This window comes from Kriegella aquimaris (assembly GCF_900103215.1).
Lineage (GTDB): Bacteria > Bacteroidota > Bacteroidia > Flavobacteriales > Flavobacteriaceae > Kriegella > Kriegella aquimaris.
The window spans coordinates 198,832-223,119 of sequence record NZ_FNGV01000007.1 but is presented as its reverse complement, the minus strand read 5'-3'; the positions used below and the strand labels follow the sequence as shown (position 1 = coordinate 223,119).

General features: G+C 38.4%; 18 protein-coding genes. 7 read left to right on the top strand and 11 right to left on the bottom strand.

Annotated elements, in window-relative coordinates; all coding sequences use genetic code 11:
- Nucleotides 1-5: 5 nt before the first annotated feature.
- From BLS33_RS14975 to BLS33_RS14925, 11 genes are all read right to left on the bottom strand, one after another.
- On the bottom strand, nucleotides 6-1,613 hold the full coding sequence (locus tag BLS33_RS14975) for a GMC oxidoreductase (protein ID WP_089890989.1): 1,608 nt from the start codon (nucleotides 1,611-1,613) through the stop codon (nucleotides 6-8).
- 210 nt (nucleotides 1,614-1,823) lie between these two features.
- Nucleotides 1,824-2,387: a Crp/Fnr family transcriptional regulator gene (locus BLS33_RS14970; protein ID WP_089890986.1), complete on the bottom strand. Its 564-nt coding sequence runs from the start codon at nucleotides 2,385-2,387 to the stop codon at nucleotides 1,824-1,826.
- Between the two features lie 568 nt (nucleotides 2,388-2,955).
- Entirely contained in the window at nucleotides 2,956-4,137 is a 1,182-nt protein-coding gene (locus tag BLS33_RS14965) for a serine hydrolase domain-containing protein (RefSeq protein ID WP_089890982.1), read from the bottom strand.
- A complete protein-coding gene (locus tag BLS33_RS14960; RefSeq protein WP_143017625.1) occupies nucleotides 4,134-4,745 on the bottom strand; it encodes a hypothetical protein in 612 nt (203 codons plus the stop codon). Before BLS33_RS14960 ends, BLS33_RS14965 begins: the two co-directional genes overlap by 4 nt.
- A 34-nt stretch (nucleotides 4,746-4,779) precedes the next feature.
- Nucleotides 4,780-5,418, bottom strand: a complete 639-nt coding sequence (locus BLS33_RS14955) for a class I SAM-dependent methyltransferase (RefSeq protein WP_089890977.1) — start codon at nucleotides 5,416-5,418, stop codon at nucleotides 4,780-4,782.
- Nucleotides 5,419-5,478: 60 nt separating this feature from the next.
- The gene (locus BLS33_RS14950) at nucleotides 5,479-7,809 is read right to left on the bottom strand and encodes an outer membrane beta-barrel family protein (RefSeq protein ID WP_176801402.1); all 2,331 of its coding nucleotides are present in this window, start codon (nucleotides 7,807-7,809) and stop codon (nucleotides 5,479-5,481) included.
- Nucleotides 7,810-7,975: 166 nt separating this feature from the next.
- Nucleotides 7,976-8,533, bottom strand: a complete 558-nt coding sequence (locus BLS33_RS14945; RefSeq protein ID WP_089890970.1) for a hypothetical protein — start codon at nucleotides 8,531-8,533, stop codon at nucleotides 7,976-7,978.
- 247 nt (nucleotides 8,534-8,780) lie between these two features.
- Entirely contained in the window at nucleotides 8,781-9,434 is a 654-nt protein-coding gene (locus tag BLS33_RS14940) for an SCO family protein (protein ID WP_089890967.1), read from the bottom strand.
- A gap of 9 nt (nucleotides 9,435-9,443) precedes the next feature.
- On the bottom strand, nucleotides 9,444-11,180 hold the full coding sequence (locus BLS33_RS14935; RefSeq protein ID WP_089891199.1) for a tetratricopeptide repeat protein: 1,737 nt from the start codon (nucleotides 11,178-11,180) through the stop codon (nucleotides 9,444-9,446).
- A gap of 36 nt (nucleotides 11,181-11,216) precedes the next feature.
- Complete coding sequence (locus tag BLS33_RS14930; RefSeq protein WP_089890965.1) at nucleotides 11,217-12,140, bottom strand: homocysteine S-methyltransferase family protein; 924 nt, start codon at nucleotides 12,138-12,140, stop codon at nucleotides 11,217-11,219.
- Between the two features lie 179 nt (nucleotides 12,141-12,319).
- Complete coding sequence (locus BLS33_RS14925) at nucleotides 12,320-13,483, bottom strand: acyltransferase family protein (RefSeq protein ID WP_089890963.1); 1,164 nt, start codon at nucleotides 13,481-13,483, stop codon at nucleotides 12,320-12,322.
- 64 nt (nucleotides 13,484-13,547) lie between these two features.
- Between BLS33_RS14925 and BLS33_RS14920 the strand changes: the two genes are divergently transcribed.
- From BLS33_RS14920 to BLS33_RS14890, 7 genes are all read left to right on the top strand, one after another.
- Complete coding sequence (locus BLS33_RS14920) at nucleotides 13,548-13,742, top strand: hypothetical protein (RefSeq protein WP_089890960.1); 195 nt, start codon at nucleotides 13,548-13,550, stop codon at nucleotides 13,740-13,742.
- Between the two features lie 814 nt (nucleotides 13,743-14,556).
- Entirely contained in the window at nucleotides 14,557-17,634 is a 3,078-nt protein-coding gene (locus tag BLS33_RS14915) for a ligand-binding sensor domain-containing protein (protein ID WP_089890959.1), read from the top strand.
- Between the two features lie 40 nt (nucleotides 17,635-17,674).
- The gene (locus BLS33_RS14910) at nucleotides 17,675-18,310 is read left to right on the top strand and encodes a response regulator (RefSeq protein ID WP_218129567.1); all 636 of its coding nucleotides are present in this window, start codon (nucleotides 17,675-17,677) and stop codon (nucleotides 18,308-18,310) included.
- Nucleotides 18,311-18,755: 445 nt separating this feature from the next.
- On the top strand, nucleotides 18,756-20,843 hold the full coding sequence (locus tag BLS33_RS14905; protein ID WP_089890950.1) for a PKD domain-containing protein: 2,088 nt from the start codon (nucleotides 18,756-18,758) through the stop codon (nucleotides 20,841-20,843).
- Nucleotides 20,844-20,931: 88 nt separating this feature from the next.
- Nucleotides 20,932-22,236 (top strand): S41 family peptidase, encoded by a 1,305-nt coding sequence (locus BLS33_RS14900; protein WP_089890947.1) that lies wholly within the window; start codon nucleotides 20,932-20,934, stop codon nucleotides 22,234-22,236.
- A 95-nt stretch (nucleotides 22,237-22,331) separates the two neighbouring features.
- Entirely contained in the window at nucleotides 22,332-22,784 is a 453-nt protein-coding gene (locus tag BLS33_RS14895; protein WP_089891194.1) for a hypothetical protein, read from the top strand.
- 28 nt (nucleotides 22,785-22,812) lie between these two features.
- Nucleotides 22,813-24,276, top strand: a complete 1,464-nt coding sequence (locus BLS33_RS14890) for a S41 family peptidase (RefSeq protein WP_089890945.1) — start codon at nucleotides 22,813-22,815, stop codon at nucleotides 24,274-24,276.
- The last annotated feature ends 12 nt before the right edge of the window (nucleotides 24,277-24,288 follow it).

The following is a 24,288-nucleotide window of genomic DNA, read 5'->3' as shown; positions in this document are numbered from 1 at the left end:
TTATATTATTTTTTTTGCTGTAAATGTGCTGCCAACCTCAATGCCAAGGCAGCTATAGTAAGTGTGGGCGGATTAGAACCCATATGGGGAAAAACAGAATTGCTTACAAGATGCAGGTTGTTTAGACCAAAAACCTTAAGGTTTTCATCGCAAACTCCTTCATCGGGTTTTTTTGCCATGGCGGTAGCTCCTGACGGATGATAGCCCAGACCAAAACCTGGAGGGGTTACATCGGAAACTTTGTTTGCCGACATTGCCTCTGCCAATTGAGGCGCCAATTCTACGAACTTCGTATAAGATTTACGGTCCCACTCTGTCAGTTTCATGGTAACTTTTGCAAGTGGGTCCCCAAAGGCATCCAGCTTTTCCTTATCCAACTCTAAAATTCCCTTTCCTTCCGATTCCGTCATTATCGATAGCGTAGCCATATTCGGCAAACTTTCTCTGAGGTTTTCGAGGGATACGATATTCCCGTGTCTTGACCAGATAGTGGCCTCATTGCCAATAGGAAACCAATCCATAGCCGGGGATGCATACATTGTAAATGTAGGTTGTTCTACCCTATTGGTATGCTTGCGAAAATGATCAGAAACCATTGTTTCATAACCTAACCGTCTTCCAACGGGCCGGCCGGCATCGAAAGTTACATATAGATTGTCATGGTCGTTGAAGCCAGCTCCGAGCTGCCCTCCCATATTTCCAAGACCATTTTTATGAATTCCCTTATCAGCTGATAGTAATAACATTCGGGGGGTTTCTACCCCTCCCATAGCCACAATAAAATTCTTGGCAAGAACAACAACTTCCGATTTATCCTGAAGACGTACGGCATGGGCCGCAACTATTTTATCTCCTTTAGAATTCGTCTCCAGTTTACGAACGCTGATGTTTTCTAGAATCTTTACATTATCATACTTTTCTAAAATTGGAACATGTACTCGATCTGGAGAATATCTTGCCCCCGTTGGACAAAATTTGCAAGCGCGACATGCCAAACAAGCTGAACGGCCTCGGTAACGAACAGAGTTAACTGCCCTCGGACAAGAGTGACCGGTAATCCCTGTTTTATTTAAGGCAGGAGCAAAAATTTCGCTGTCAAAATAGGAGAATGAATGACCCGGCATAGGATAAGAACCGGATCTTGATGAAGTATATGGATTATCATCATTTCCGGAAACTCCAATTTCATATTCAGCTTCAAGAAGCCAAGGTTCTAATTCTGGATAGGGTATCGGCCAATCACGACTATATCCATAGCGTGTTTTAACCTGCATATCCTCTTCTGTAGGCCGCATCATCAAGCCTTCAAAATGAAGGGCCGTTCCACCGATTCCGAACAACCTATAATTGGTCCACTCCACAACTAAATCTCCAGATTTTGCAGAACTTAACGGAGTAACCACATTTGGGTCGACATTGTCATTATAATCGGCAAAATCATTCAAGTCTTCCCTACTTTTACGCAACATATTGGCACGATCTTCTTCCGTAAATCGAGGCCCTTGGTCTAAAATTAGAATTTTTTTACCGGTAGCCACCAATCTACTGGCCAGTAAAATTCCTGCAATTCCGCCACCCACAATGCAGTAGTCGGTTTTTAATTCTTGTTCCATTTTTTAATGTTTTTTTAAATTTTATGGATAACACTTCGGTTTAATATGTGCTTGGGAAGCAATGAACCGTTACTATCAAAACAACCGGTTAATTAATAGTTTTGAGGGGTGATTGTGATAAAAAGGTTTCCATAATCTTTTGTTCTAAATACTAGAACACAAAAATATGTGCAATCAAAAACTAATACTAAAAAATGGGCTTGACCTATGTTAGGAATTCATTTTCTTTCTGATTCTACTAAGGCTTTCAGGATGAATCCCTAGGTATTTTGCAATTTTATTTACAGGTATATTTGCAATGTACTTGGAACGTGATTGGAACAATTCACTATATCTTTCCTCAGCAGTTTTTGTCAAAAGATTTTTTTCCCTATTTGATTTCCTCATATACCCATGTTCTGTACAAATTCTGCCAAACTGGTTGGCTTCAAGGGAATATTGATAGACCGGAAGTAAATCCTTTCGTTTTATCACCTCGATTTCAGAATCCATCAAGGTCGTTATTTGAACATCTGTTGGAAGTTGGTCTAAAAAAGAAGTATAACCGCAAAACAGTTCTGCTTCAAAAAAAAAGTCGATTATCTTCTCCGTCATGTAACTTTTAATTGTCATCTCGACTATACCCTTGTTCATAAAGTAAAGTGAATCCTCTACTTGGCCATATACGGTTAAACTGGTTCCTTTCTTGACGTGTATAGATGTAATAGGGAAGGGTAAGTCGTCATAGGTAAACGACGTATTTAAAACCGCGTTGTAGAAGTCTATAAATAACAAATTACTCGATTATTAAAAACCAAGTTTAAATTACAACTTTTTATTTATTGGTGTTCGATGAATTTGCAGTTTTCCTAGATTCATTTTGTAAATCTTTGGATTACCGTAAAACTTAAATCTAATGGGACTATCAATTTCTCTCCGAAAAAAATCAGATTTAGGATAGTTTATAGTCCGATCGTTTGATTTCAACCAGTATAAAAATGCCCTTAAACAGTACGCAAGGTTACCGCCACGCATAGCTAAATGAAACAATTTATCTATAAAAAATATGATTGGCGATAGCTTTAATCTTGTAATAACATTAAAGGAAGTTGGCTGAAAGAAGGGAGAGGTATCTTATTTTTCATCTAAGTTAGTAAAACGTTTTTGTGGTTTTGTGCTTAGTTCTATTTCTGGTCAATATTTTTTTTAAGAATAGAACAGCTAATTAGACTGAATAGGGACAAAGGCTTAATACTATTGATTTGAACATCTTTTACCGGGTTCATTAGCTGTTGAACCCATTGTAGAATATCATCGGTTTATCCTAACCGGATTGCTTTTTCGTGATTGAAGTCATCAGATTTTAGTTTCCCAACACAGATTTAAAAATTTTCTCCATGGCACCTTTTTTTTGCGTGATATCGTCAATCTTGCCATAATTGGCGTTTACCGCCCATGTAATCGTTGTTTTTTGATTCGGAAAATATACCATACTCGCAAAGTAGCCTATGGCGTCTCCACTATGTAAATATGCAGGGCCAGAATCCGTTTCGATTAAAAAAATACCCAACCCGTAATGTGTTACAAACTCTTCACTATCCTGTTCATTCGGTGATTGCCAATCCATCATTTCCTTTAGCGATGCATCGGAAAGAAGGTTACCCTGAAAAAGATTCGTCAAAAAAATGTTCAAGTCGTGAGCGTTAGAAATCAAACCGCCATCGGCCGAAAAATAATCCCACCCGCTATAATAGGTAGCATTTGTCAACTCTAATTTACTGTAAAGATCAATATAGCCCCTTATGATGTCATCAGGCACTGGGTCTGAAGCTGCAAACTGTGTCATTTCCAACTGAAGTGGTATAAAAATCTTATCCTTAAAAACTTCATAAAAAGGTTTACCTTCAAGACTTTCGATAACCATTCCCAAAAGAATATAATTTGTATTGGAATAGCGTGAATCCGTTCCTGGCTTAAAGTAGGCACCACGATTTCTAGCATAATCCAACAGTTCTTCCGGCCTCCAAACTTTTATTAAATCATTCAAGGAAGCCGTTTGAAATTTAAGATCTTGAATATAGTTGTAAATGCCACTCGAATGGTTTAGCAATTGTCGTAAAGAGGTTTCTTCTGCGTTTTCAATATTATCCAATAGGTAATCGGGGAGATATTGGGTCAGTAAATCGTCTAACCTAAGTTTACCTTCTTCCTGTAATTTCAGGATTGTAACTGCTGTAAAAGTTTTTACTGTACTACCAACTCGGGTCAGGTTGCAGGCCTGCATATCAATTTGATTGGCCAAGTCACTTTTTCCGTAAGAAGTTGAGTAATAGCCATCCCCTTCGGTATGAACACTCATCATAATTCCCGGGACACCCTTTGAGACCATATCTTTCATTATTTCAGAAACTGGTTCAACTTTTTCATGTTCGATATTATTCGGCGACAATGTGTTTTCACATTGGAAGAAATCCTCTTGAAAGACTTCATCTTGTTCCGTGCAAGCGAAATGAAAAACTGCTAAAATTATTAATACTTTTTTCATGGTTTCTTTTTTTTGTTGAATGGAAAAAACTTAATACCTATATGTAGATTGGTGTGAGACATCAAGGGTATGAAACCAGGGGAATATGGAAATTCAACCCAAGATTGATATAGCACATAAATTTCCGGCGAGCTTATTTTTTTGGGATATAACCGAAACCCAAGGCCTGTGGTAATAGAAGGCATCAATCTTGAATTCCCTAAATCTCTTTTACTCTTGTAAGACCCCTCATCGAATTGAAACTCCTGTTGGGTACTAAAGGTGTGCAAATAACCTAAACCTATTTTTATTTTAAAATTTAGGCCGAAAAAGGTTTTATAATCACACCCCAGTTCTAAGTTGCTATACAGACCTTGAAACAGTTTTTTATGGTACATATATCCAAATGAGACAGATGGATATAAACGAAAAAATCTGTTTTCCTTCCAGTCGAATTCCGTCCCAATCTGAACGCCAGGGTGCATTGGGTCGTTAAGAAAAGTCGTATAGGGTATTGTGGTCGATTCATTGAATAATGAAAGGGTCACCGGTTGTTGTGCCCAAAGATGGTTTATAACAATGATGCAAAACGCTACTACGGAAATCCAATGCCTTGATGTTTTTTTCATGAGATTGTACTGTTTTTTTGATTATTTGATTTCGTTATTTTATGGCTTTACCTCGAATTTGTGGGATAATAGGAATGAACGGAGAATATGAATTGTAACATTCGATATCTAGCGATGAGAATTCAATTGATTCCAATAAAGACCGGGTATCCCTATTCGTATGACAACCTTCAAAAAACCAATGCCACGGTTTATGTATCAGATTTTGAATGAAACCGAGTAGAGAATTTTCTCTTGCCCTTACGTGCTCAATGAACACAAATTGGCCAGAAGTTTTTAAGATGCGCCTTATCTGATTTAAACATTCTAAAGGATTCTCAACCGTGCATAGAACGAGCGTACTCATTACAAAATCCACTGAATTATCCGGTAAATCGATGGCTTCCCCTGTTATGGATTTTATATCCAGATTTATACCGTACTTTTTGGCGGTCTTCCTTAGGTTATTGTGCATATGAATATTCGGCTCAATTGCAATCAGTTTGGTTCCCCTTTTTAGGTATCGCATATTGGCCCCTGCCCCTGAACCTATTTCAACAACGGTGTCAGGATGATTTTGAAACAGTTCTTTTTTAGATTTCCCCCAAAGCACATTCATGTAGCCGGAAATTGTATAAAAGAACCATGAATTAAGAGGCCCTAGAATAGGGTTGTCTTTAAATGTATTGCTCATATCTATTTGTTTTAATTATTTAAAGTATATCGGCCCAATGCCTACTTAAGCTTCATTCCTTTATTGGACTCGCTGTTTTTCGTCATCAGCACTATTTCCTATATATTTTGGCGTTTTTGTACTTCCACCAAAATTTTTGGTATAGGTGAATGTCAAAATCCTTGATTCAGGAAAATAAGTCTCTAACGTATTGATAAAAGGCTGTTCATTAATTGTATTAATCTTCCAGTTATCTGAGGCAAAAACATTGCTAAGGGATAATTTCACATTCCCATGGTTTTTTTTAAGTTGTTGCTGTACACCTACGTTCAATGAACCTCTAGCTCCGAACGTACTAATTCCAAAAAGCGTTGAGGATTGGTAATATCCACTTAGTTCCAACTTTGTTTTTGCGCTTATGGAGAACTGTTGAGAACTGTTGGCTCTTAAGCTTCCTTTAGACCTATTGAATTCCACCTCTTGAAAGTTAAATTGTAAAGTTTCATATTGGTAGATGAAGCTAGTTTCGGTCTGCCACCATGGTGTAATCGAAAACGGGACACCCATAGAAATACTCAACATATTTCTCTTATCCATATTTTCAGCTTTGAAAATATATTGCTCTCCGTTTGTGGAGAGTCTTGGTTGAAATTCGACTATTGCATCTTTTTCGATCAAATACTCTAGGGAAATATATTTTCCGGCCCATCTCCATTCAGCTCCTATTTTGTGCACTAATGAAGGTTGAAGATTGGTATTGCCAGCGTACAAAGCTTCCGGTCCTAAAAAAAGAATGTATGGTGCTAGATTATCAAAAGTGGGACGATTGATCCTCCGACCGTAATTAAACTGAAAACGATGCACATCATTTAATTGATGGTCAAGCGTTAGGCTGGGAAAAAAGTTGTCATATGTTCTGTTAAGTATAGTATCTGTATCATTGATGTCAAGTTTGCTGCTCGTATGTTCGAAGCGAAGACCTGAAGTAAAGCGTGTTTTTTCTCCCAATTGAAACTCGAATGAGGCATAAATTCCTTGTATTTGCTCATCCATTCGTGTGGTACTTGAAAGCTCATCATCGATATTTGACACATTACCATCATTAGAACTTGCTTCAATTGTGTTCGTGAAATTGGAAGAAGTAGTTTTGGCCCCAAACTCGACTTTCACTTTTTCTGATAACCCTACCTTATAGTCCAGATTGAACACATTGAAAGTAATAGGGGTTATTTTAAGGATTTCAAAAAAATCCATTTGTTCTTGAGTATCATAGGTACTGGGGTTATTAAAATTATAATACAAATGAGCGTACTCAAAGGTCAAGGCATGCTGGTCTCCCAAAGATTGTTCTAGTAGCATGTTTACACCTATATGACCCCATTCATTGGCTTCCTTGGTATCTATATTAATTGTTTCTGTATTATCAGTACCTCCATTCCTTATCACTTTGTCAAACGCTATCATGTCCCATTTAGAGTTGTAGCCACTAAGATTGATACCAACATTTGTGTTTTTGAATAAGGAAAACTCCGTGCCCACCAAATAATTATGTGCATTGATTATTGGTTTACGAAGGCTATTGGCAACTACTTTTTTCTGGCTTAATGGACTATTAAACTCACTTTGCAACTTCCATTCTTCGGGTGTTCGATTTCGATTAAAAGCATAGCTTCCGTACCAATCTATTTTTCCTTGATTGGAGTGAATATTCACAGATATTCCGGTTTTCTCGCCCTTGCCATATCCACTATTTAGGGAAATGGATCCGCCTTGACCATCATTGCTTTTGGATTTGGTAACGATATTTATCATTCCACCAGATCCATTGGCTTCATATTTGGAAGGAGGGTTGTTGAATACCTCTAGGTTCTTAATGTTTGAAGCGGGCATGCTCTTTAAAAGGCTGATCAAAGCTTGACCATCAACTCTACTGGGTTTTCCATTAATCATAATAGCAATCTTACCTTGATTGTTAAGAGATAGTGCTCCATTCTGTTGATTTACCGAAACCCCGGCAGTATTGCTCAAAAGTTCAAGTACGGAGCCCCCAGCGCTCGCGACGTTCTGTTCCACATTGATTATTAAACTATTCCCATGTTTTTCGTAAAGTTTTTTTCTGGCAATTAGCGCTACCCCATTCAATTCAATCGCGGTAGTCTTTAAAGAAATGGAACCGAAATCTATAAGATTTTCTTCATGGGCAAACTCCTGTACAAAATCTTCATAACCAATAGCAATGATTTTTAATACATATGAACCTTGTTCCAGACTAGCGATCGTAAAACCTCCATCCGTATCAGTTACCGTTCCTACGACAAAAGTATTTGAGTTAAAAACCATGACATGTGCCAAGGCAATAGGGTTTCCCAGACTATCGTTGACTTGCCCAGACAACATATTTTCTTGTGCCATTCCAAATAGGTATAAGCAGTGCATGAATATTATAAATGCTCTTTTCTTCATAATATTAAAAGACTTTTTCTTGTATAAAATCAAGCGTAGAAGGAGGTGTCCATGAACTTCTAAAGAAGCATTGGGAAATGACCTTAAACCAGAAAGATATAGTTTGATTCTGTGCTTAGTTGGATTGCAGATTGATAGTGAAATCACAATTGAAGGTAACGATGCCTTCTCCTAATTTTGAAAGGTTTACTTCACCATCTAAAGAAACTGTACCTTCCATTCCCTCAAATTCGAAGGTTGTATAAATAACATTATTCTTAGTTGGGGTAAATGACGTATTAAAGTTAAGTTCCTGAGCTGGAGGTCTTAGTTCTTGAAATACTATGTTTTCTGCCAGTATAGTTCCGCGTCCGTCAATATGTATAGAAGTAATTACCTTAGAAGTTATTGTTCCGTCACTAGGGGTTTCCATACTGACGACGCAATCTTGAAGTGTTCCGATTAGTTTTCCTGTATCGGGGTCTACAAGATCCATTAAAAAACAGGTGGGCTCCAAAGTTTCACCTGTTTTAGGATGGACAATGGTTTTCGGTTGACCCAACACAGTTCCACGTGCGTTTACCTTAAGTAGGAGTTGCTTTGTATTTGGAGCATCTCCCGTATAATCATCATTATTGCATGCAAAAATGCATACCGAAATTGCTATTAAAAAAATGTTCTTGATGATTTTCATGATATTAAAAATTTAATATGTTAACTGATTATGTTCGGCCTCGACCAGTGATTGTATCGTCTACGGCCTTTACTTTTTTGGCCATAAGGGTTCTTCCCTACCCATTAAAACTAATGGTGGCTATAACATGGGCGTAATTAAAGATTAATGAATTCTGCTGTAAATGCTTAAGCAGTCAGCATTCTTACTATTATATTTTTGGGCATTTAGTCTTTTGCAATCTGAATTTTGGTTCTTTCGCTACTGATTAGTTCGTCAATACCTTGATGTCTTCGATTAAACGCAGTATTTCATCATTGTCAATACCATTATATACCCCTCTTATTTGTCTTTTTTTATCAACGAGTACAAAGTTGGAGGTATGAATAAAATCTTGAAGTCCTCCGTCCCCGGTATCCGTGGTTGCAAAATAACTTTTGCGCGCTAGATCATATATGTGTGTTTTGTCACCGGTTGTCACATTCCATTTAGAATCTATGACGCCGTTTTTGTTTGCGTATTCCTTTAATTTTGGAATACTGTCAAACTCGGGTGTTACAGATAACGACAGCAACATTATGTCATCATCCTCCAAAAATTCCTTTTGAATTTTGGCCATGTTATTGGTCATAAGAGGGCAAATGGTCGGGCAACTTGTAAAGAAGAAATCTACCACATAGATTTTGTTTTTATAATTTTCATGGGTAATTACTTCGCCGTTTTGATTTAGTAGTTCAAAATCCAGCACCTTATGATTTTTGCTTATTTGATGTAAGCTAGCATCAACTAATTCAAGATTTATATCCGTTGGATTATGTACAACCAATTCTTCGTCATTTGATTCGTATGATGAAAATACCATCACTATGAGACCGATTGCTAAAAATGCTGGAATAAAGTGTTTCGCTTTAAACTTTTTCATTTTGACGTATTATAAAACTGGGTCGTATATTGTAATATCTGCTTCTTCCCAAGCCTTGTTGAATTCTTTTTTTATTTTTTCGGCTTCACTGGTTTTTCCTTGGGCGATATAGGAGTTATAAAGACCCATTAACGACCATCCGTTTTGCCTTAATACGGATAAATCTTCCTTGTATATTTTTTCTGCCTCTTCATATTTTTCAGCTTTCATTAAAACAGCTCCCAAATTCTGCCTCGTGGGAATATGCCATGCTGCAGGTTCGGTATAAACCAGTTTATCCTCATTGATGACCGCATTTTCCAGGTGTTCAATAGCACTTGGCAAATCACCTTTTAACGCTGCCAACTCACCTGCGATGATATCATGGGCTATTCGTGCAATACTGGCGGAACTATTGTTGGCAGTCGCTACCAAATCTTCTAGCTCGGGATCATTTTTTAATGCTTTGATGGCATTCAATTCTTCCTCTGCCTCATTAATATTGCCTTTTCTAATAAAGGCCATACCTCTAGCATAATGCCTAATGAGATTTACATGTTTAATTTCTTCACTTGGAGCGGGTATGGATAAAATCTCGTCCCATTTTCCAAACCTGGTATAGGCCAGTAATGGTGTTGACGCAAAATCTTGTAAAAATGGTATTTGTACCAATTCTGCCGCGGGCACTTTTTCCGCTGTTTTATTTGCGGCGTCAATAGCAACTTGGCTACTGCCCAAAAGACTCGCAGAGGACCATAGAAAGTGTATGTTATGCGGATAATAGGCCAACGGATATAAGCCTTGGGCAAAACATTGGGAAATATAATCTTCATCGGCCAAAATTGCAGCTTGGTTTACCGTAACGGCATCTTTATACCTGCCTACACGAATATAAATATGCGAAGGCATGTGCACTATATGACCAGCTCCAGGCATTAATGAGGACAGTTTGTCGGCACTAGGAACTCCAAGATCAGGGTAAGGCAATTCAACCATATGAATAAAATAATGATGACCTCCCGGGTTTTCTGGTTCTAGCTCCATTGCTTTTTCCAAAGCTGCTTTGGCCTCTTTTATATTTGGAGATGGTTTTCCATCTTTATCCCAATAATTCCATGGCACGGTATTCATTACGGCTGCTGCATATAAAATTTGGATGTTGGCGTCCTCAGGATATTTTTTTGCCACTTTGGTCATTTCCTCCATATATGACATATTTAACTCGGCTACATCTTTACTTAAATCTTCACTATATCGTGCAGATAACGCCTTAATCAGGGCTCGCTCTTTTGGCGTTGCCGAAAATGCCAATTTGTTTGCCATGGCCATGGCCTCATTATATTTTTGTTTGCGATCGTCGTCTGGCTGGGGGTCATTTATATTTGGCCCTAAAGTAAAGGCCTGTCCCCAATAGGTCATGGCATGATTGGGGTCCAACCGTGATGCTTCCATAAATGACCGATGTGCCTCTGCATGATTAAAAGCATAACTAAGTTTCAAACCTTGATTAAAAAAGGCTTGAGCCCTTTCATTTTTGGTGCTAATCGTGAAATTAAGATTCCCCAAATTGTTGAAAAGCGGAGAAATTTGTTTTGTAGTATCTACATCCGTCAGTAGAAATTTGGCGGGAGTACATTTTACAAAATTATAAGCCAATAGTGTTTTATCGGGTTTTATATTGGGGGTTTTTGTTGCAACTACTGCATAAATTAAAACAGCAATGGCAACAAGGAACATAATTGCTGTTACAGAGGTTATTTTTTTCATGATTTTCATTTTTATACTATGGGTTAAATCGTATTCTTATTTTATCAATATATCGCATATTGCTTTAATATGACCTATGTCAGTACCACAACAACCGCCAAGCACATTAAGGTTTGGCAAGATTTGATGCAATTCTTTATACTTTAAAGCTAAATCATATTTATTTCCTGGATCAAGTTCTGTAGCCCTATCAAGTTCTTGATGGCTTTTAGTACTTGAATTGGCTCTAATCCCTTTAATTCGATTTATCCAATCATCATGAGGTGATAAAACATCCATGAAATGATTTGGATGAGCACAATTGATCATATAGTGGCAAGGGTAGTTGTTGGTTTTTGTATCCACTTCAATTAGGGCATCTTTCAAACACTGCCCACTAGGTAATTTTCCGTCTAGTTCAACTGTAAATGAAATGACCACCGGTAGGTTGTTCTTTTTAGCACCAAGTACAATTCCAATAGCTTCTTCAACATAATTTAGTGTCAAAGCAGTTATTAAATCGGCATCCACCATTTCAAAGGCTTTTATTTGATTATGGTGATAGTTATATGCTTCCTTTACGGTCATGTTGTTTTCAACCACATAGCCATCCCCTCGCGGTCCAATGCTGCCACTTATTAGTATCTCACTTTTCTGGGTTTGTTCTTTGACTATCTCGCACATAAAGCCCACCGCATTTATATTAACAGCGATTAATTCATCGTTGGAATAACCTAGTTTACGACCCCAGTCAGAATTAGCTCGCCATGTTGGGGTTTCAAGGATGAATGCTATTTTCTTAGTTGCCGCAAATTTTAAATAAGGGGAATAGTACTTCTTAAGCGCATTTTTTCCGGATAAAGTTAGGAGCAGTTCAAAGGCAGCAAATTCATTTAAAGAAACTCCTTGATTATATACCAAAGAAGTTTCTAGCCCTCCATCTGTTAAATAATATTTATCTGATTTAAATATGTTTTGCATTTCCTATGCTATTGAGATACAAAAGTATATGTGATGAAAGACTCAAACTAAAAATTTGACTTGACCTATGTTAGAATTTTTATGTCCTAGATTAAAAATAAAAAGCCATCATTAAAATGATGGCTAGAATTCGTCTCAATCGTTATAATTAATCACACTAAATTAAAATTTATCATTTTTTAAATTCGCCTCAGTTTATTTCGAGCTGGTTTTTCTATAAATCTGTATGTAACCGAAGCAGTAAAAATTACTACTACATATAGGATAAAAGCACCAACCCAATTTTGTAAAAAATCTATTTTATCGGGCGATGATGGCATCTCTCCTTTGATTAATGAAACAATAAATACAGTAAGAATAATCGGTATATGAATCATATAAATTGAATAAGATATGTTACCAAGGTATGTGAATATCTTACCATTCAAAACTTTTCTTAAGTATCCTTCAGCGTAAGCTACTTGTAGAATAAGAAATGAAAAAATAGGTATCGCCAAAGGGTCAGGAAGTAGGTCGTTAAACCAAAAAAGGAAAAGACCGCCCCAAATTACTAAAAACCAATGTCCATGTTTCAGTACTTGTTTCCCTGTTCCCTTTTTGTATAATTCATAGGTTATCATGCCAAAAATGAAACTACAAAGGCCTCTTAATAAAGCAAAACCAGTTATTACATCAATTGTGTTAGATGGGCGATACCTCATTTGTTCTGCGGTAAAATGTCGTTGTTGAGTAATTTCCTTTATCCATTCAGGTTCAATCACATAACTCAAATAAAAAAGGGATATTAGCGCACCTATTCCTAATGATATTTTTATAAAGTGTTTTCGTCTATTCATTACCCACGCAATAAATGGAAACAAAAGATAAAGAAAGAACTCAACACTTATAGACCAAGATGCTGTGTTCCATGTAGCTTCCATATGTGTCCCCCAAGCTTGGGTTAACGTTAGTACTCCAAAAATTGCAGTATTATCAAAAATATTTTGAATTATGGCAGGTGTTTGCCCAAAAACTATTTGTGACTTCATGTAGATTATCCACATACACAAATAGAAAAACGTGATGATATGAAGAGGGTATAACCTTGCAAATCTAGCTTTAATAAATTTCAAAAAACTTCCCTTCTCTATTTTTAGTTTAAACCATTCTCCATAAACATGAACCATTATAAATCCACTTAAAACAAAAAATAAATCTACCATCAAATACAATTTGGAAATCATAAAATTCTCAGGCGTTGTTAGTGGGCCAATAAATATGTGATAGTGAAAAAAAACTACTAAGGTGGCCGCTATACCTCTGAGAGGCGTTAAAGAAGGAATAAATTTAGTTTGATGATTCATTTTAATCTCTTATCTAATTCGTGTGAACTGTTTGTTGAATCCATTTTATTGAGCAAAAGTACAGGTGGCCAAAGACTCAAACAAAAAATTGGACTTGACCTATGTTAGGAATTTATTTTACCTCATACCTACCTGTCTAGACACCCTAAAATCGGAACAGTTTACGGTGCAAGTTGGCGATGATATGATATGGGAGCGCCACCAAGAAAAAGACCATCGTTCAAAAACCAACAAGAGTAATAACCCTATTCTATCTTAAATTGGAAAAACTACTGAATATACCTACCCATCTATTTAAGCCAATACACCATTCACAATAAAACGGCAGACCATAAAAATTAGGCAGGGTTGCGGAGAAAGAGGATTGGGAAGTTCGGATAATGTACATGTTGGATATGATATAGGTAACGACTAAAAAGGGTAAATCCGCTTAAAACTATCATTCCCTTATGGAGGATATGTCAACGAAGTAAGGCCCGAAAAAGAATAGCAGATATAAATCAACACCTAGGCCGATTACGAAGAAAATTCCTGATATTATTTTTATTTTCTTCTACCATTAAGGTAATATTTATATTTTTTCAAACGCCACAACAGATAGTGGAGGTACACTGAGTACCCAATCTGTTCAATAATTCGATTTAAATCTAATTGTAGTTTTTTCATCTTAGCACTATTTAAAGTTATTTATGAGGAGTGGGAATAAACCCTATCCAGTTCGGAAATCAAAGTCGGAACCTTCCGTAATCCGATCAAACCTATCTTTTACTGTTTTTAAAATTGATAAAGAGATAATGGTTTTTTGTTTCTGTCAATGTCTTTATATAATTAGCGAATGTTCACGCGACTTTATATTTTTCCAGGTTAAAATCACAGGAACAAAAATCGCCCGTAATTCTATTTTCCACAATCGCACAATCATGTGAAAATGCATTAAAAAATGGTATGGCTCCCTCTTATTTCCTATCACATTTTCATGTGGTCGGCGTGTTTTAACGCTTGAATTAATTTACCTCATTTTAATAATAACATATCAAATCTTTATATAATTTTGAGTTGTAAAATAGGGTCAAATGCGTTTAACGATGATTTGTTGGATGCTCTTTGTCCAAAGCTGTGTTTTTGGACAGTATACCTATGTGTTTAACCGATACTCGACTTCTGACGGCCTAAATACGAATAAAATCAACTGTGTTTGGCAAGACGAAAAAGGGTTTCTTTGGATAGGTACCGAGGTTGGTATCCAACGTTTTGACGGAAGAAAATTCGTTTCCTTCCGGGGCGATGAAAATGACCGTTTGCCGCCAAGTCTCGGCGTTGATCAAATTATAGGTGCCGAAGATGGCAAACTTTGGCTTTTGCAGGGTTCACAGCTAGGCCAGTTCGATGCCTTTACTTTCAACTACAGCGATACACGGATAAAGACTACGGGCCATGTACCACCCAGAAATCAGTTCAAACTTTTTAAGGATAGTAAGGGAAGAGTCTTTTTATGCGCTTCCAAATACGGGTTATTGTGGTTCGACCCAAAAACGGGGGCCTTCGTAGATACCGACATACCTATTCATGTGCCAAAAGGATGGGGCGTAAACGGTTTGTTCGAAGATGCCGAAACAGGAGAATATTTTATTGCTAGCGACCAAGGACTGGCTCTTTTCAACAGTTCGACCAACGAGCTTTTTTATAATGAAAATAACCCTGCCCAAATTTCCTTTTTTGATCAAAAAAAGCTTCCAAACGTAAACGCTTTTTTAAAAGACAGCAAAAAAACCTGGTGGGCGGCCTATTGGGATTTCGATAGTTCCAAGCAAAGATCCGTTCTATTGCACTACGATCCCGATCAAAAAAAGATGTTGTCCGATACTTTGGGGGGCCATTCCCCTGATCACTATGCTTTTCTTGAACATTTATTGGAAACAAGTAACGGACAGTTTTGGGTTGCAGGTGCAAATGCACTCTTCGTTTATGATAATGACCGGAACCGTTTCAGTCAGCAGCTCAAGGCCACGCCGTTGGAATTCGACATAAAATCGGACGATATTAGACATATAATTGAAGATTCGGAGGGCAATGTTTGGTTGAGCACCGCCAATGGCCTTTACATGGTGAACCCGAATCTGCGAGACGTTTATAATCTGGTGATTATCGAAGGTTTGAAACATGAGTCCGCCGTAAATGCCCTATTGGAGACACAAAACCATGAAAATTGGATTGGTACTTGGGGCAATGGACTCTTGTTCTACGATAATAAGTTCCAAAAAATCGAAGGAAATCCCTATACGCAAATAGGAAATGCGGGTTTTGAATCGTATGGTAAAATTTGGGATTTGTGCCAACATGGTGCTACCGGTAATATCTGGTCAGCTTCACAAGAAGGAACCCTGACAGTTTTCGATCCACAAACCAAAAGAGCGTTCTCTTGGTTGCGGCCTCCCGTTTTCAACAAATCCACAGTCCGCCAAATACGCGAAGACAAGAATGGCAATCTCTGGTTCGGTACCCAGAGCGGCTATTTAGTAAAATGGGATAAAAATGATGCGATTTCCGATATGTCATTTCAAAAAATCCACAATTTCAATACCATTATTTACCGACTTTATTTTGATAATCAGGGACGGTTATGGATAGGCACCCATAAACAAGGGGTATATGTAATTGACCCCGACAATGGCAATATCCTATTTTATTTCGATAGAGAATTTGGAGACCAATTTTCGGTTGTGGGCAACACTATTTCCGATATCCAACAATACAATGATAGTATTTTTTTCTTAGGTTCCGAAGTACTCAATATCCTAAATATAAGGTCGGGTGAGGTAAAGAGAATATCGGCCTATGATGGCCTCTACGGCTCTAAGTTATCACAACTTATGATAGACGATGACGGTATCCTTTGGATGATTACCAACAATGGCTTGAGCAGCTATAACTATGAAAAGGATATGATAAGTTCCTATAACAACTTACACGGTATTATTTATGGAGACAAAGCGAATGCTACAAAATGGAAGATGCAAAATGGTGAAATATGGTTCGGAGGTGAAGATGTGGTTTTCGGGTTCGATCCTAAGGCGTTGCAACATAAACAAAAACCACCGAGCGTAATTCTGACCGATTTTAAGCTGTTCAATCGGTTCATACCATTGGATTCGATTTTGGCTCAAAGACAGATTACCTTCGAACATTACCAGAATTCCTTTACCTTTTATTTTTCGGCCTTAAATTTTAACGAACAGCACAAACTCCAGTATTTTTATAAAATATCGGGCATAAATAAAGATTGGGTAAAGGCAGAAAGGGATTTGGCAGCAAATTATACGACGATGCCCCCTGGTAACTACACGTTCGAGGTAAAATCAAGAAATCTACATGGCGAAGAATCCGAAAGGGTCACTAGGGTCGACTTCAAAATACTGCCTCCGTTCTATGGTACGTGGTGGTTTATTATACTTTCATCCGTACTTGTATTGAGTCTAGCCTACCTTATCTATCGACTAAAAATGAACCGTTTATTGGCTCTTGAAAAACTGCGCAATAAAGTGGCCAGGGACCTTCATGACGATATGGGGGCTACCCTGAGCACCATCAATATTTTAAGTTCGATGGCCAAGAGTAAAATGGTCGAAGATACCGTGACCAGTAGCAACTACCTGACAAAGATAACTGATAACAGCCAACGGATGATGGAGGCCATGGATGATATCGTTTGGAGTATCAAGCCCGATAATGATAGTATGCAAAGGGTCTTGGCACGAATGCGTGAATATGCCACAGGTTTACTCGAGGCAAAAGACATCAGGTTCGATTTTCAAATCGACGACCGAATCAATGCCCTTAGACTCGATATGGAATCAAGGCGAGACCTCTTCCTGATTTTTAAGGAAGCCATCAACAACGCGGCAAAGTACTCTTATAGTGATAAGGTAGTCGTGCATATGTATTGTCAAGGAAAGCGACTTCACATGGGCATCAAGGATAACGGAAAAGGATTCAATATAAGTGAGGCCGATACCGGTAACGGTCTTGACAATATGCGAAAACGGGCCCATTCGTTGAGGGGGCGACTCTATATAAAGAGTTTACCTCAAAACGGAACAGAAATACTATTGGATATGCCTATGGATAAAACCAATATACACATGTTTATGTGATTGTAGTGAATCTTTTCTATTCCTAATTTTATCAAAAAAAATGATGATACGTGTGTTGATATACGAAGATAATGCACAGTTCCGCGAGGGACTTACCATGTTTATCGATGGTAGTATCGGTTTTTCCGTTTTGGCAGCTTATAAGAATTGTGACAACATAAAGGAAGAGGTCCAAAAATGGAAGCCAAATGTTATCTTGATGGACATCAATATGCCCGGTACAGATGGATTAGAGGGGCTGAGACAAATACGGGAAATCAACACGGAGACCAAGGTACTGATGCTGACCGTTTTCGACGACAACAAAAATGTTTTCGAGGCTTTGAGGAACGGGGCCGACGGGTATCTGCTCAAGAAGACACCACCTGCGAAATTATTGGAATACATACAAGATGCGACCGAGGGTGGCGCACCTATGACCTCCTCCATTGCGGCGCAGGTACTCAAAATGTTTAAGGCCACCGCGCAGACCAAGCATCACGAATATGATTTGAGCGAACGTGAAAGACAGGTATTGCATCTGCTGGTCGAAGGGTATAGCTATAAAATGATTGCCAATGACCTATTCATTGCCATCGATACCGTACGTTCACATATTAAAAAAATATACGAAAAACTTCACGTCAACAGTAAGAGCGAAGCTGTGGCCAAAGCCTTTAAGGATAGACTTCTCTGATTTAAAGTATTCTTACACACCCTTAGAACCTTGATACGGACGAGGGGGTAAGAACATGGGAATTGCATAGGTGTCAGGTTGCTGACGGAAGATTTGTAACATAAACTTGCTCGCGTACTTTTTTCTATTCCTTTTCTACAAAATTTTGACGGTTTCAAGACTAGGGTTACCTGATTGGTTTTAAGGGGCAATCTCGCCCTTTTTCCTCAATCGAATTTATTCGCTCTCTTTCCAAAGCAGAAAGCTTAGCCCTTCGTTCTTTTAACCACTTTTTAAATTGTTTTGAGCATCTTCATTTTCACATATTTATGCGATTGTAGACATTGAAACGCTGTACTTCCTTTGTATCGTAAATATTTCATGCATTTCAGATGAGTGATACAATAACACAACTTTTTAAAATGAAAGCAAACGTTTTTAAGAATCAAAATTCAGAACAATCAATATGAGAACAAACTTAATTTTTCTGGCAATTTATTTGGCAATGCTTTTCGCATGCGAAAAAGACGATACTATCGACTATTCTATGAACACCCTTGAAGCGGATGCCGGAAGTTTGAACGATGTACAACTATTCATAGGTCAGCTATTAACATTAAACGGTTCCCAGTCAAAGGATAAAGCGGGCAAACCGTTTCAATATTTGTGGAGCTTTAAGAACAAACCAGCCACGAGCGCTTGCGAGTGGGAAAATCAAACTACCGCAACCCCCAAATTCACTCCCGATAAAGCAGGCAATTATGTCGTAGAACTTAAGATTTACAACCAATCTTTTTTTGATACCGACGAAATTTCACTTTCCGTAAAGGAGATTGATGACCATCATTTAGACGAAACAATAATTCTAGATGAAGATATTAACGTAGACACCCACCTGGTCAACATATTTGAGGATAATACTAAAATCGATTATCTAGTTACCGGGGATATTCATGTGAAAGCAGCTCTTACCATAGACCCATCGGTCACCGTAGCATTTGAAACCGACAAAGGCATGTTTATCGATTCACCGGGATCGATTCAGGGAATAGGATCCCCCGAAGCCCAAATCGTTTTCACAGGTAAGGTCAAAACCCCAGGATATTGGAAAGGCCTTATAATTAAATCTAATACGACTTCTAATATTCTGGAAAGGACAACGATTGAATATGGAGGTAGTTCGGCTGCCGATGGAATTGATTTTGCAAGTGCCCTAGTTGTTGGCAATTCCAATTCATCCAACTTGACATTGGCTAATTCAACAATTCAATATAGTGCTGGTTATGGCCTAGTCGTTGATGGCGGAGGTAATTTGAATCTTCCCTTAGGAAATACTTTTAACAACAACGAGAAAATAATGGTGCTTCCCGCATCACAATTGGGATCGCTCAATGGACTGATGGAGTTTATGGATAATGTGAACAACACAATTCATGTAATTGGGGACAGGGTAAATATGTCCGAAATTTCGCATTGGATTCCCCTTCGGTCTGGTAATGCCCAAGTTGAAAATACCATTTCTTATGTAGTAGAAGGCAATATTGAAATTGCCTCCGGCGTCCATATCTACGAAGGAGTTGAATTCCTTTTCGAACATAACGCGGAAGTACTGGTGACCCCGACAGGTTTTATGACAGCAATCGGTTCACCACAAAACCCGATTAAGTTTCATGGAACGCAGACAATGGTCGATGGGTTCTGGAATGGAATATCCATTAAATCGAACAAAGAAAACAATGTACTGAAACATGTAGAAATATTTGATGCAGGCAATGCCATAATCGATGGTTTTGCTACCAAAACCGCTATTGGTTTGTATGGAAAGGCTAACGCCCGATTAAAAATATCGAATTCCATAATTTCTGGAAGCGGAGGCAACGGATTGTTGGTGGAAAATGGCGCCAAAATTGACAGTTTTGGTTTCATCAAATTTATAGACAACAAAGGTCCCGCAGTCACCTTACCGGCCAACGAAATAGCGAAACTGGGACAGGCTCCTGCATTACAATTTACTGGAAACGGACATGATGGTGTCGAAATTTTCGGCTCCATTCTCCTGAATCAGACCGAATCTGTATGGCCTGCCCTGAACTTTGGCGCAACCTACTTGATAAGTGGTAATCTGTCTATACAATCTGGGCTTAAAATACTTCCAGGTGCCGTTTTCAAACTTGCCGAAGATAAAATGATCGGAATTTTTCCCAATGGCTATTTGGAAGCAAAGGGCACCGATGTACAAAAGATAGTATTTACAGGGATGAAAGAAACAAAGGGCTTTTGGAACGGAATCCGCTTTCAGTCCAAAAGTCCCAAAAATGTAATGGATTTTACCGAAGTAAGTTATGCGGGCAAAACAGATATGCCGGGTATTTCTCAAATTACAGCCATAGGCCTTGATGGAAATTATCTTGCTAATCTGACCATTACCAATTCAAAAATAACGCACGGTCTGGGTTATGGTATTGTTCTGGAAGATGATAGAGCGATAATCAATAGTAACGTCGAAACCACCAATCAATTTGAAGATCTGTCATTGGGAAATGTTCACAGATAAGACAGTTCGGCTTTGAACTTTAAAAAATTCATAATACCGATAGCGTAGTAAAACACTATCGGTTAGAAAAACAAAGAATCATAAAAAAATGAACAAAACAATTAAACTAGCGGTAGCATTTATGGTGTTTTTCATTTCCACCACCAACTTTGCACAACTGTCCGTTAACGAAAAAAAGGAAATTCTTTCCAATATAGGCAGGATATTAGAGGATAGCTATGTATTTCCGAAAATGGCAGAAACCATGAAAATCGGGATAATGGAACATTTTGTATCGGGTAAATACGACGCCATTTCCGATGATAGGGAGTTCGCTTTTCAGCTGACAAATGATTTAAGGGAAATTTCCAAAGATCTTCACCTGAGCGTTTCTTACAGCCAGAATGAAATTTCCACCGACAGCATACCAACGGAACTGGAACTAAAGGAACAGCTAGAATGGATGGACACTATTCTAAAAGAGAACCGATATGGCGTTACCAATGTAGAAGTTCTCGAAGGTAACATCGGCTACATGGAATTACCCATCTTCGGCCCGTTAGCGCAATGTGCCGATACCTTGGTAGCCGCCATACGAAAAATCGAGAATACAAAAGCGCTTATCCTAGATCTGCGAAATTGCAGGGGAAGTTTGGACGAAAATACCATACCCTTTCTATGCAGCTTTTTTTTCAAGGAACCAGTTCATTTATTTGATTTTTACACACGCCGGAACAATTCCACCAAACAATTTTGGACGTATGCTTGGCTGCCCTACAAAAAATATGTAGACAAACCGATTTATGTTCTAACCAGCCGACGGACCTTTTCGGGGGGCGAAGAATTGGCCTATGACTTAAAACAACAGAAACGGGCCAAATTAATCGGAGAAACTACCAAGGGAGGAGCAAACCCGAACCAACAGGTACCTATAAACAAGCACTATGCAATCGCGGTGCCCTATATGCAAGCTATCAACCCTATCAGCAAAACCAATTGGGAAGGTATAGGGGTAGTACCCGATAGTATCGTGAAATCCAATATGGCATTGTATACCGGTCATCTTTGGGCATTGAAGACTATTCTGAAATTTACGACCGATACGGCTCAAAAGATAATTCTGGCCGACCAGATCCAAAAGGTCCAAACAGCTCGACCTGAATTTCGAAAAGTGCAATTTATTCTAGAGGGATACACCAATGCAAAAGAAGTGGTTCTTTCGGGTTCGTTCAATTTTTGGGAAACAGACCTAAAAATGACCAAAAGAAACGATAAATGGGTAGCGGAAGCAGAGGTCAAACCTGGAACGATAAGCTATAAATTTATAGTTGATGGGCGATGGATTACCGATCCCGCCAATCCAAATACCCATTTCCAGAACGGATATGTCAATTCCCTTTTGGAAGTTAACTAACCCTAAAAATACAGGCAATCAAAAAGTAACTATTCAAAAATCATCAACAATTAAAACTTGAATCAATGAAAATCAAACACATAATCTTCGTTTTTATGTACTCGATCGGCATTAGTACTTGGGGCCAAAGTTTTGACTACAAGACTATTACAACAGTAGAATCCATCGTACCAAACGGTTTGGGCAGATCTAGAATGATAGATCCCTTAGAAAGTAGGGATTACAAGGAGTTTACCGCTACTCGCAGCGCAGAGGATGACGAAAGGAATAAATCAGATAGGGGCGAAATCAGGATCAAAAATTTTGAGGAGACCAAGCTGTTGAACTTTTTCAATCTTGGCGGTATCCGTTTTCAAAATATTGCGGCCAATGATGCTGTGATCACCTCAAAGCTGAACAATCTGGCCGATCAGGGCTGGGAATTAGCCTTCGTAAACAGCGGTGTTGAAAGTTCGAATGGGGACGAAGATCCGAATGGCATTTTCATAACACGGTATATTTTCAAGCGTCCAGTATCCAGTAGCGAAATCCGGGTCAAAACGAATTAACATTTTTAAAATTTTAAAAAATTAAACCATGAAAAAGATACTTTATTTAGGAACGTTTCTTTTGAGTGCGGCACTAGGTGCTCAAAAACTACCCATACTAAATCCGAATGAATTACAGAACGATTTCCATTTTTTTAGGACTGCTCTTGAAGAGGCACACCCTGGTCTTTATCGATATACTTCAAAAGCACAAATGGATACACATTTTAAGTCTATTCAAAATAGTCTAAAAACACCGCTGTCGGAGCAGGAATTCTACAAGAAATTACTACCGTTGATTTCGGAAATAGGATGCGGGCATACCAAATTGCTCCCACCTAAAATTGATACTTACAACTATTATTATAATACACAGACTTTATTCCCGCTTCAACTATTTTTCGAAGGTGATACGGCTTATGCAGTATCCTCATACGGGAAGGAAATGCCCTTTAAGCCAAATACCCAAATTTTGGCCATTAACGGGGAGGGTATGAAAAAGATTGTCGAAAAACTAAAAAAAACACTATTCTCAGATGGCCGGAATACCACGTTCAAATATTATGAAATAAACAAATTTTTCAACGGTCTGTATGGTAACATAATTACCAACGTAGAAAATCCGCCAAATCGCTTTATCGTGGACTATCTCGAAGATGAAATTGAAAAAACGGTTACGCTTAATCCGGTTACTTTGGAAGAAATCAAGGCGAAACAGCAAAACGAAAATCCAGAGACTCCTTTTCAATTGGAAATTACCGAGGACCACAAAACGGCCGTTATGACCATAATTTCCTTTTGGCCCGATGACAAATCAAATTTCAAGAATTTTCTTAAATCCTCTTTTACAGAGATCCGTGCCAACGAAGTCGAGAATTTAATCCTTGATCTGAGGAATAATGAAGGAGGCAAGGATGCCTATGGTGCCTTGTTATTATCGTATTTGGTAGATAAATCGTTTTCATACTACGATCGGTTGGAGGCCGTCACCGATAAAAAATTTTCCTTTCACGAACATGCCCGCCTGCCCAAATTTTATGGGTTGATGCGTGGAATGTTATCCAAGAACGATAACGGCAAGTACCTATGGAAGAAAAACAAGAACCTCAAAATTCAAAAACCACAAAACAATCCTTTTCTAGGAAAGGTCATTGTATTAATCAATGGCGGCAGCTTTTCTGTAACCTCGGAGTTTGCGGCCGTGGCGCACCACCTGAAACGTGCTGTGTTCATCGGGGAGGAGACAGGAGGTGGCTACCATGGCAATAATAGCGGTGCCTTTGCCATTGTCAAGCTACCCAATTCCAAGATTGATCTCGGCATACCACTGTTGGCTTATTATACCGCGGTTGGGGACTATGCGTTCAAAGACCAGGGTGTCATTCCAGATTACGAGGTAAGACCAACTATTGAAGGGAAGTTATTCAAAAAAGATGAGGTTATGGAACGGGCCATGGAAATACTTAAAGAAAATACCGAATCACGTCAGTTGGTTTTCAAGACGGATTTATAATTAAAAAAAGGC

Coding starts and splice junctions, on each gene's coding strand:
- BLS33_RS14975 (WP_089890989.1), bottom strand. CDS start 1,613: ATGGAACAAGAATTAAAAACCGACTACTGCATTGTGGGTGGCGGAATT.
- BLS33_RS14965 (WP_089890982.1), bottom strand. CDS start 4,137: ATGAAAAAAGTATTAATAATTTTAGCAGTTTTTCATTTCGCTTGCACG.
- BLS33_RS14960 (WP_143017625.1), bottom strand. CDS start 4,745: ATGAAAAAAACATCAAGGCATTGGATTTCCGTAGTAGCGTTTTGCATC.
- BLS33_RS14955 (WP_089890977.1), bottom strand. CDS start 5,418: ATGAGCAATACATTTAAAGACAACCCTATTCTAGGGCCTCTTAATTCA.
- BLS33_RS14950 (WP_176801402.1), bottom strand. CDS start 7,809: ATGGCACAAGAAAATATGTTGTCTGGGCAAGTCAACGATAGTCTGGGA.
- BLS33_RS14945 (WP_089890970.1), bottom strand. CDS start 8,533: ATGAAAATCATCAAGAACATTTTTTTAATAGCAATTTCGGTATGCATT.
- BLS33_RS14940 (WP_089890967.1), bottom strand. CDS start 9,434: ATGAAAAAGTTTAAAGCGAAACACTTTATTCCAGCATTTTTAGCAATC.
- BLS33_RS14935 (WP_089891199.1), bottom strand. CDS start 11,180: ATGAAAAAAATAACCTCTGTAACAGCAATTATGTTCCTTGTTGCCATT.
- BLS33_RS14930 (WP_089890965.1), bottom strand. CDS start 12,140: ATGCAAAACATATTTAAATCAGATAAATATTATTTAACAGATGGAGGG.
- BLS33_RS14925 (WP_089890963.1), bottom strand. CDS start 13,483: ATGAATCATCAAACTAAATTTATTCCTTCTTTAACGCCTCTCAGAGGT.
- BLS33_RS14915 (WP_089890959.1), top strand. CDS start 14,557: ATGCGTTTAACGATGATTTGTTGGATGCTCTTTGTCCAAAGCTGTGTT.
- BLS33_RS14910 (WP_218129567.1), top strand. CDS start 17,675: ATGATGATACGTGTGTTGATATACGAAGATAATGCACAGTTCCGCGAG.
- BLS33_RS14905 (WP_089890950.1), top strand. CDS start 18,756: ATGAGAACAAACTTAATTTTTCTGGCAATTTATTTGGCAATGCTTTTC.
- BLS33_RS14900 (WP_089890947.1), top strand. CDS start 20,932: ATGAACAAAACAATTAAACTAGCGGTAGCATTTATGGTGTTTTTCATT.
- BLS33_RS14895 (WP_089891194.1), top strand. CDS start 22,332: ATGTACTCGATCGGCATTAGTACTTGGGGCCAAAGTTTTGACTACAAG.
- BLS33_RS14890 (WP_089890945.1), top strand. CDS start 22,813: ATGAAAAAGATACTTTATTTAGGAACGTTTCTTTTGAGTGCGGCACTA.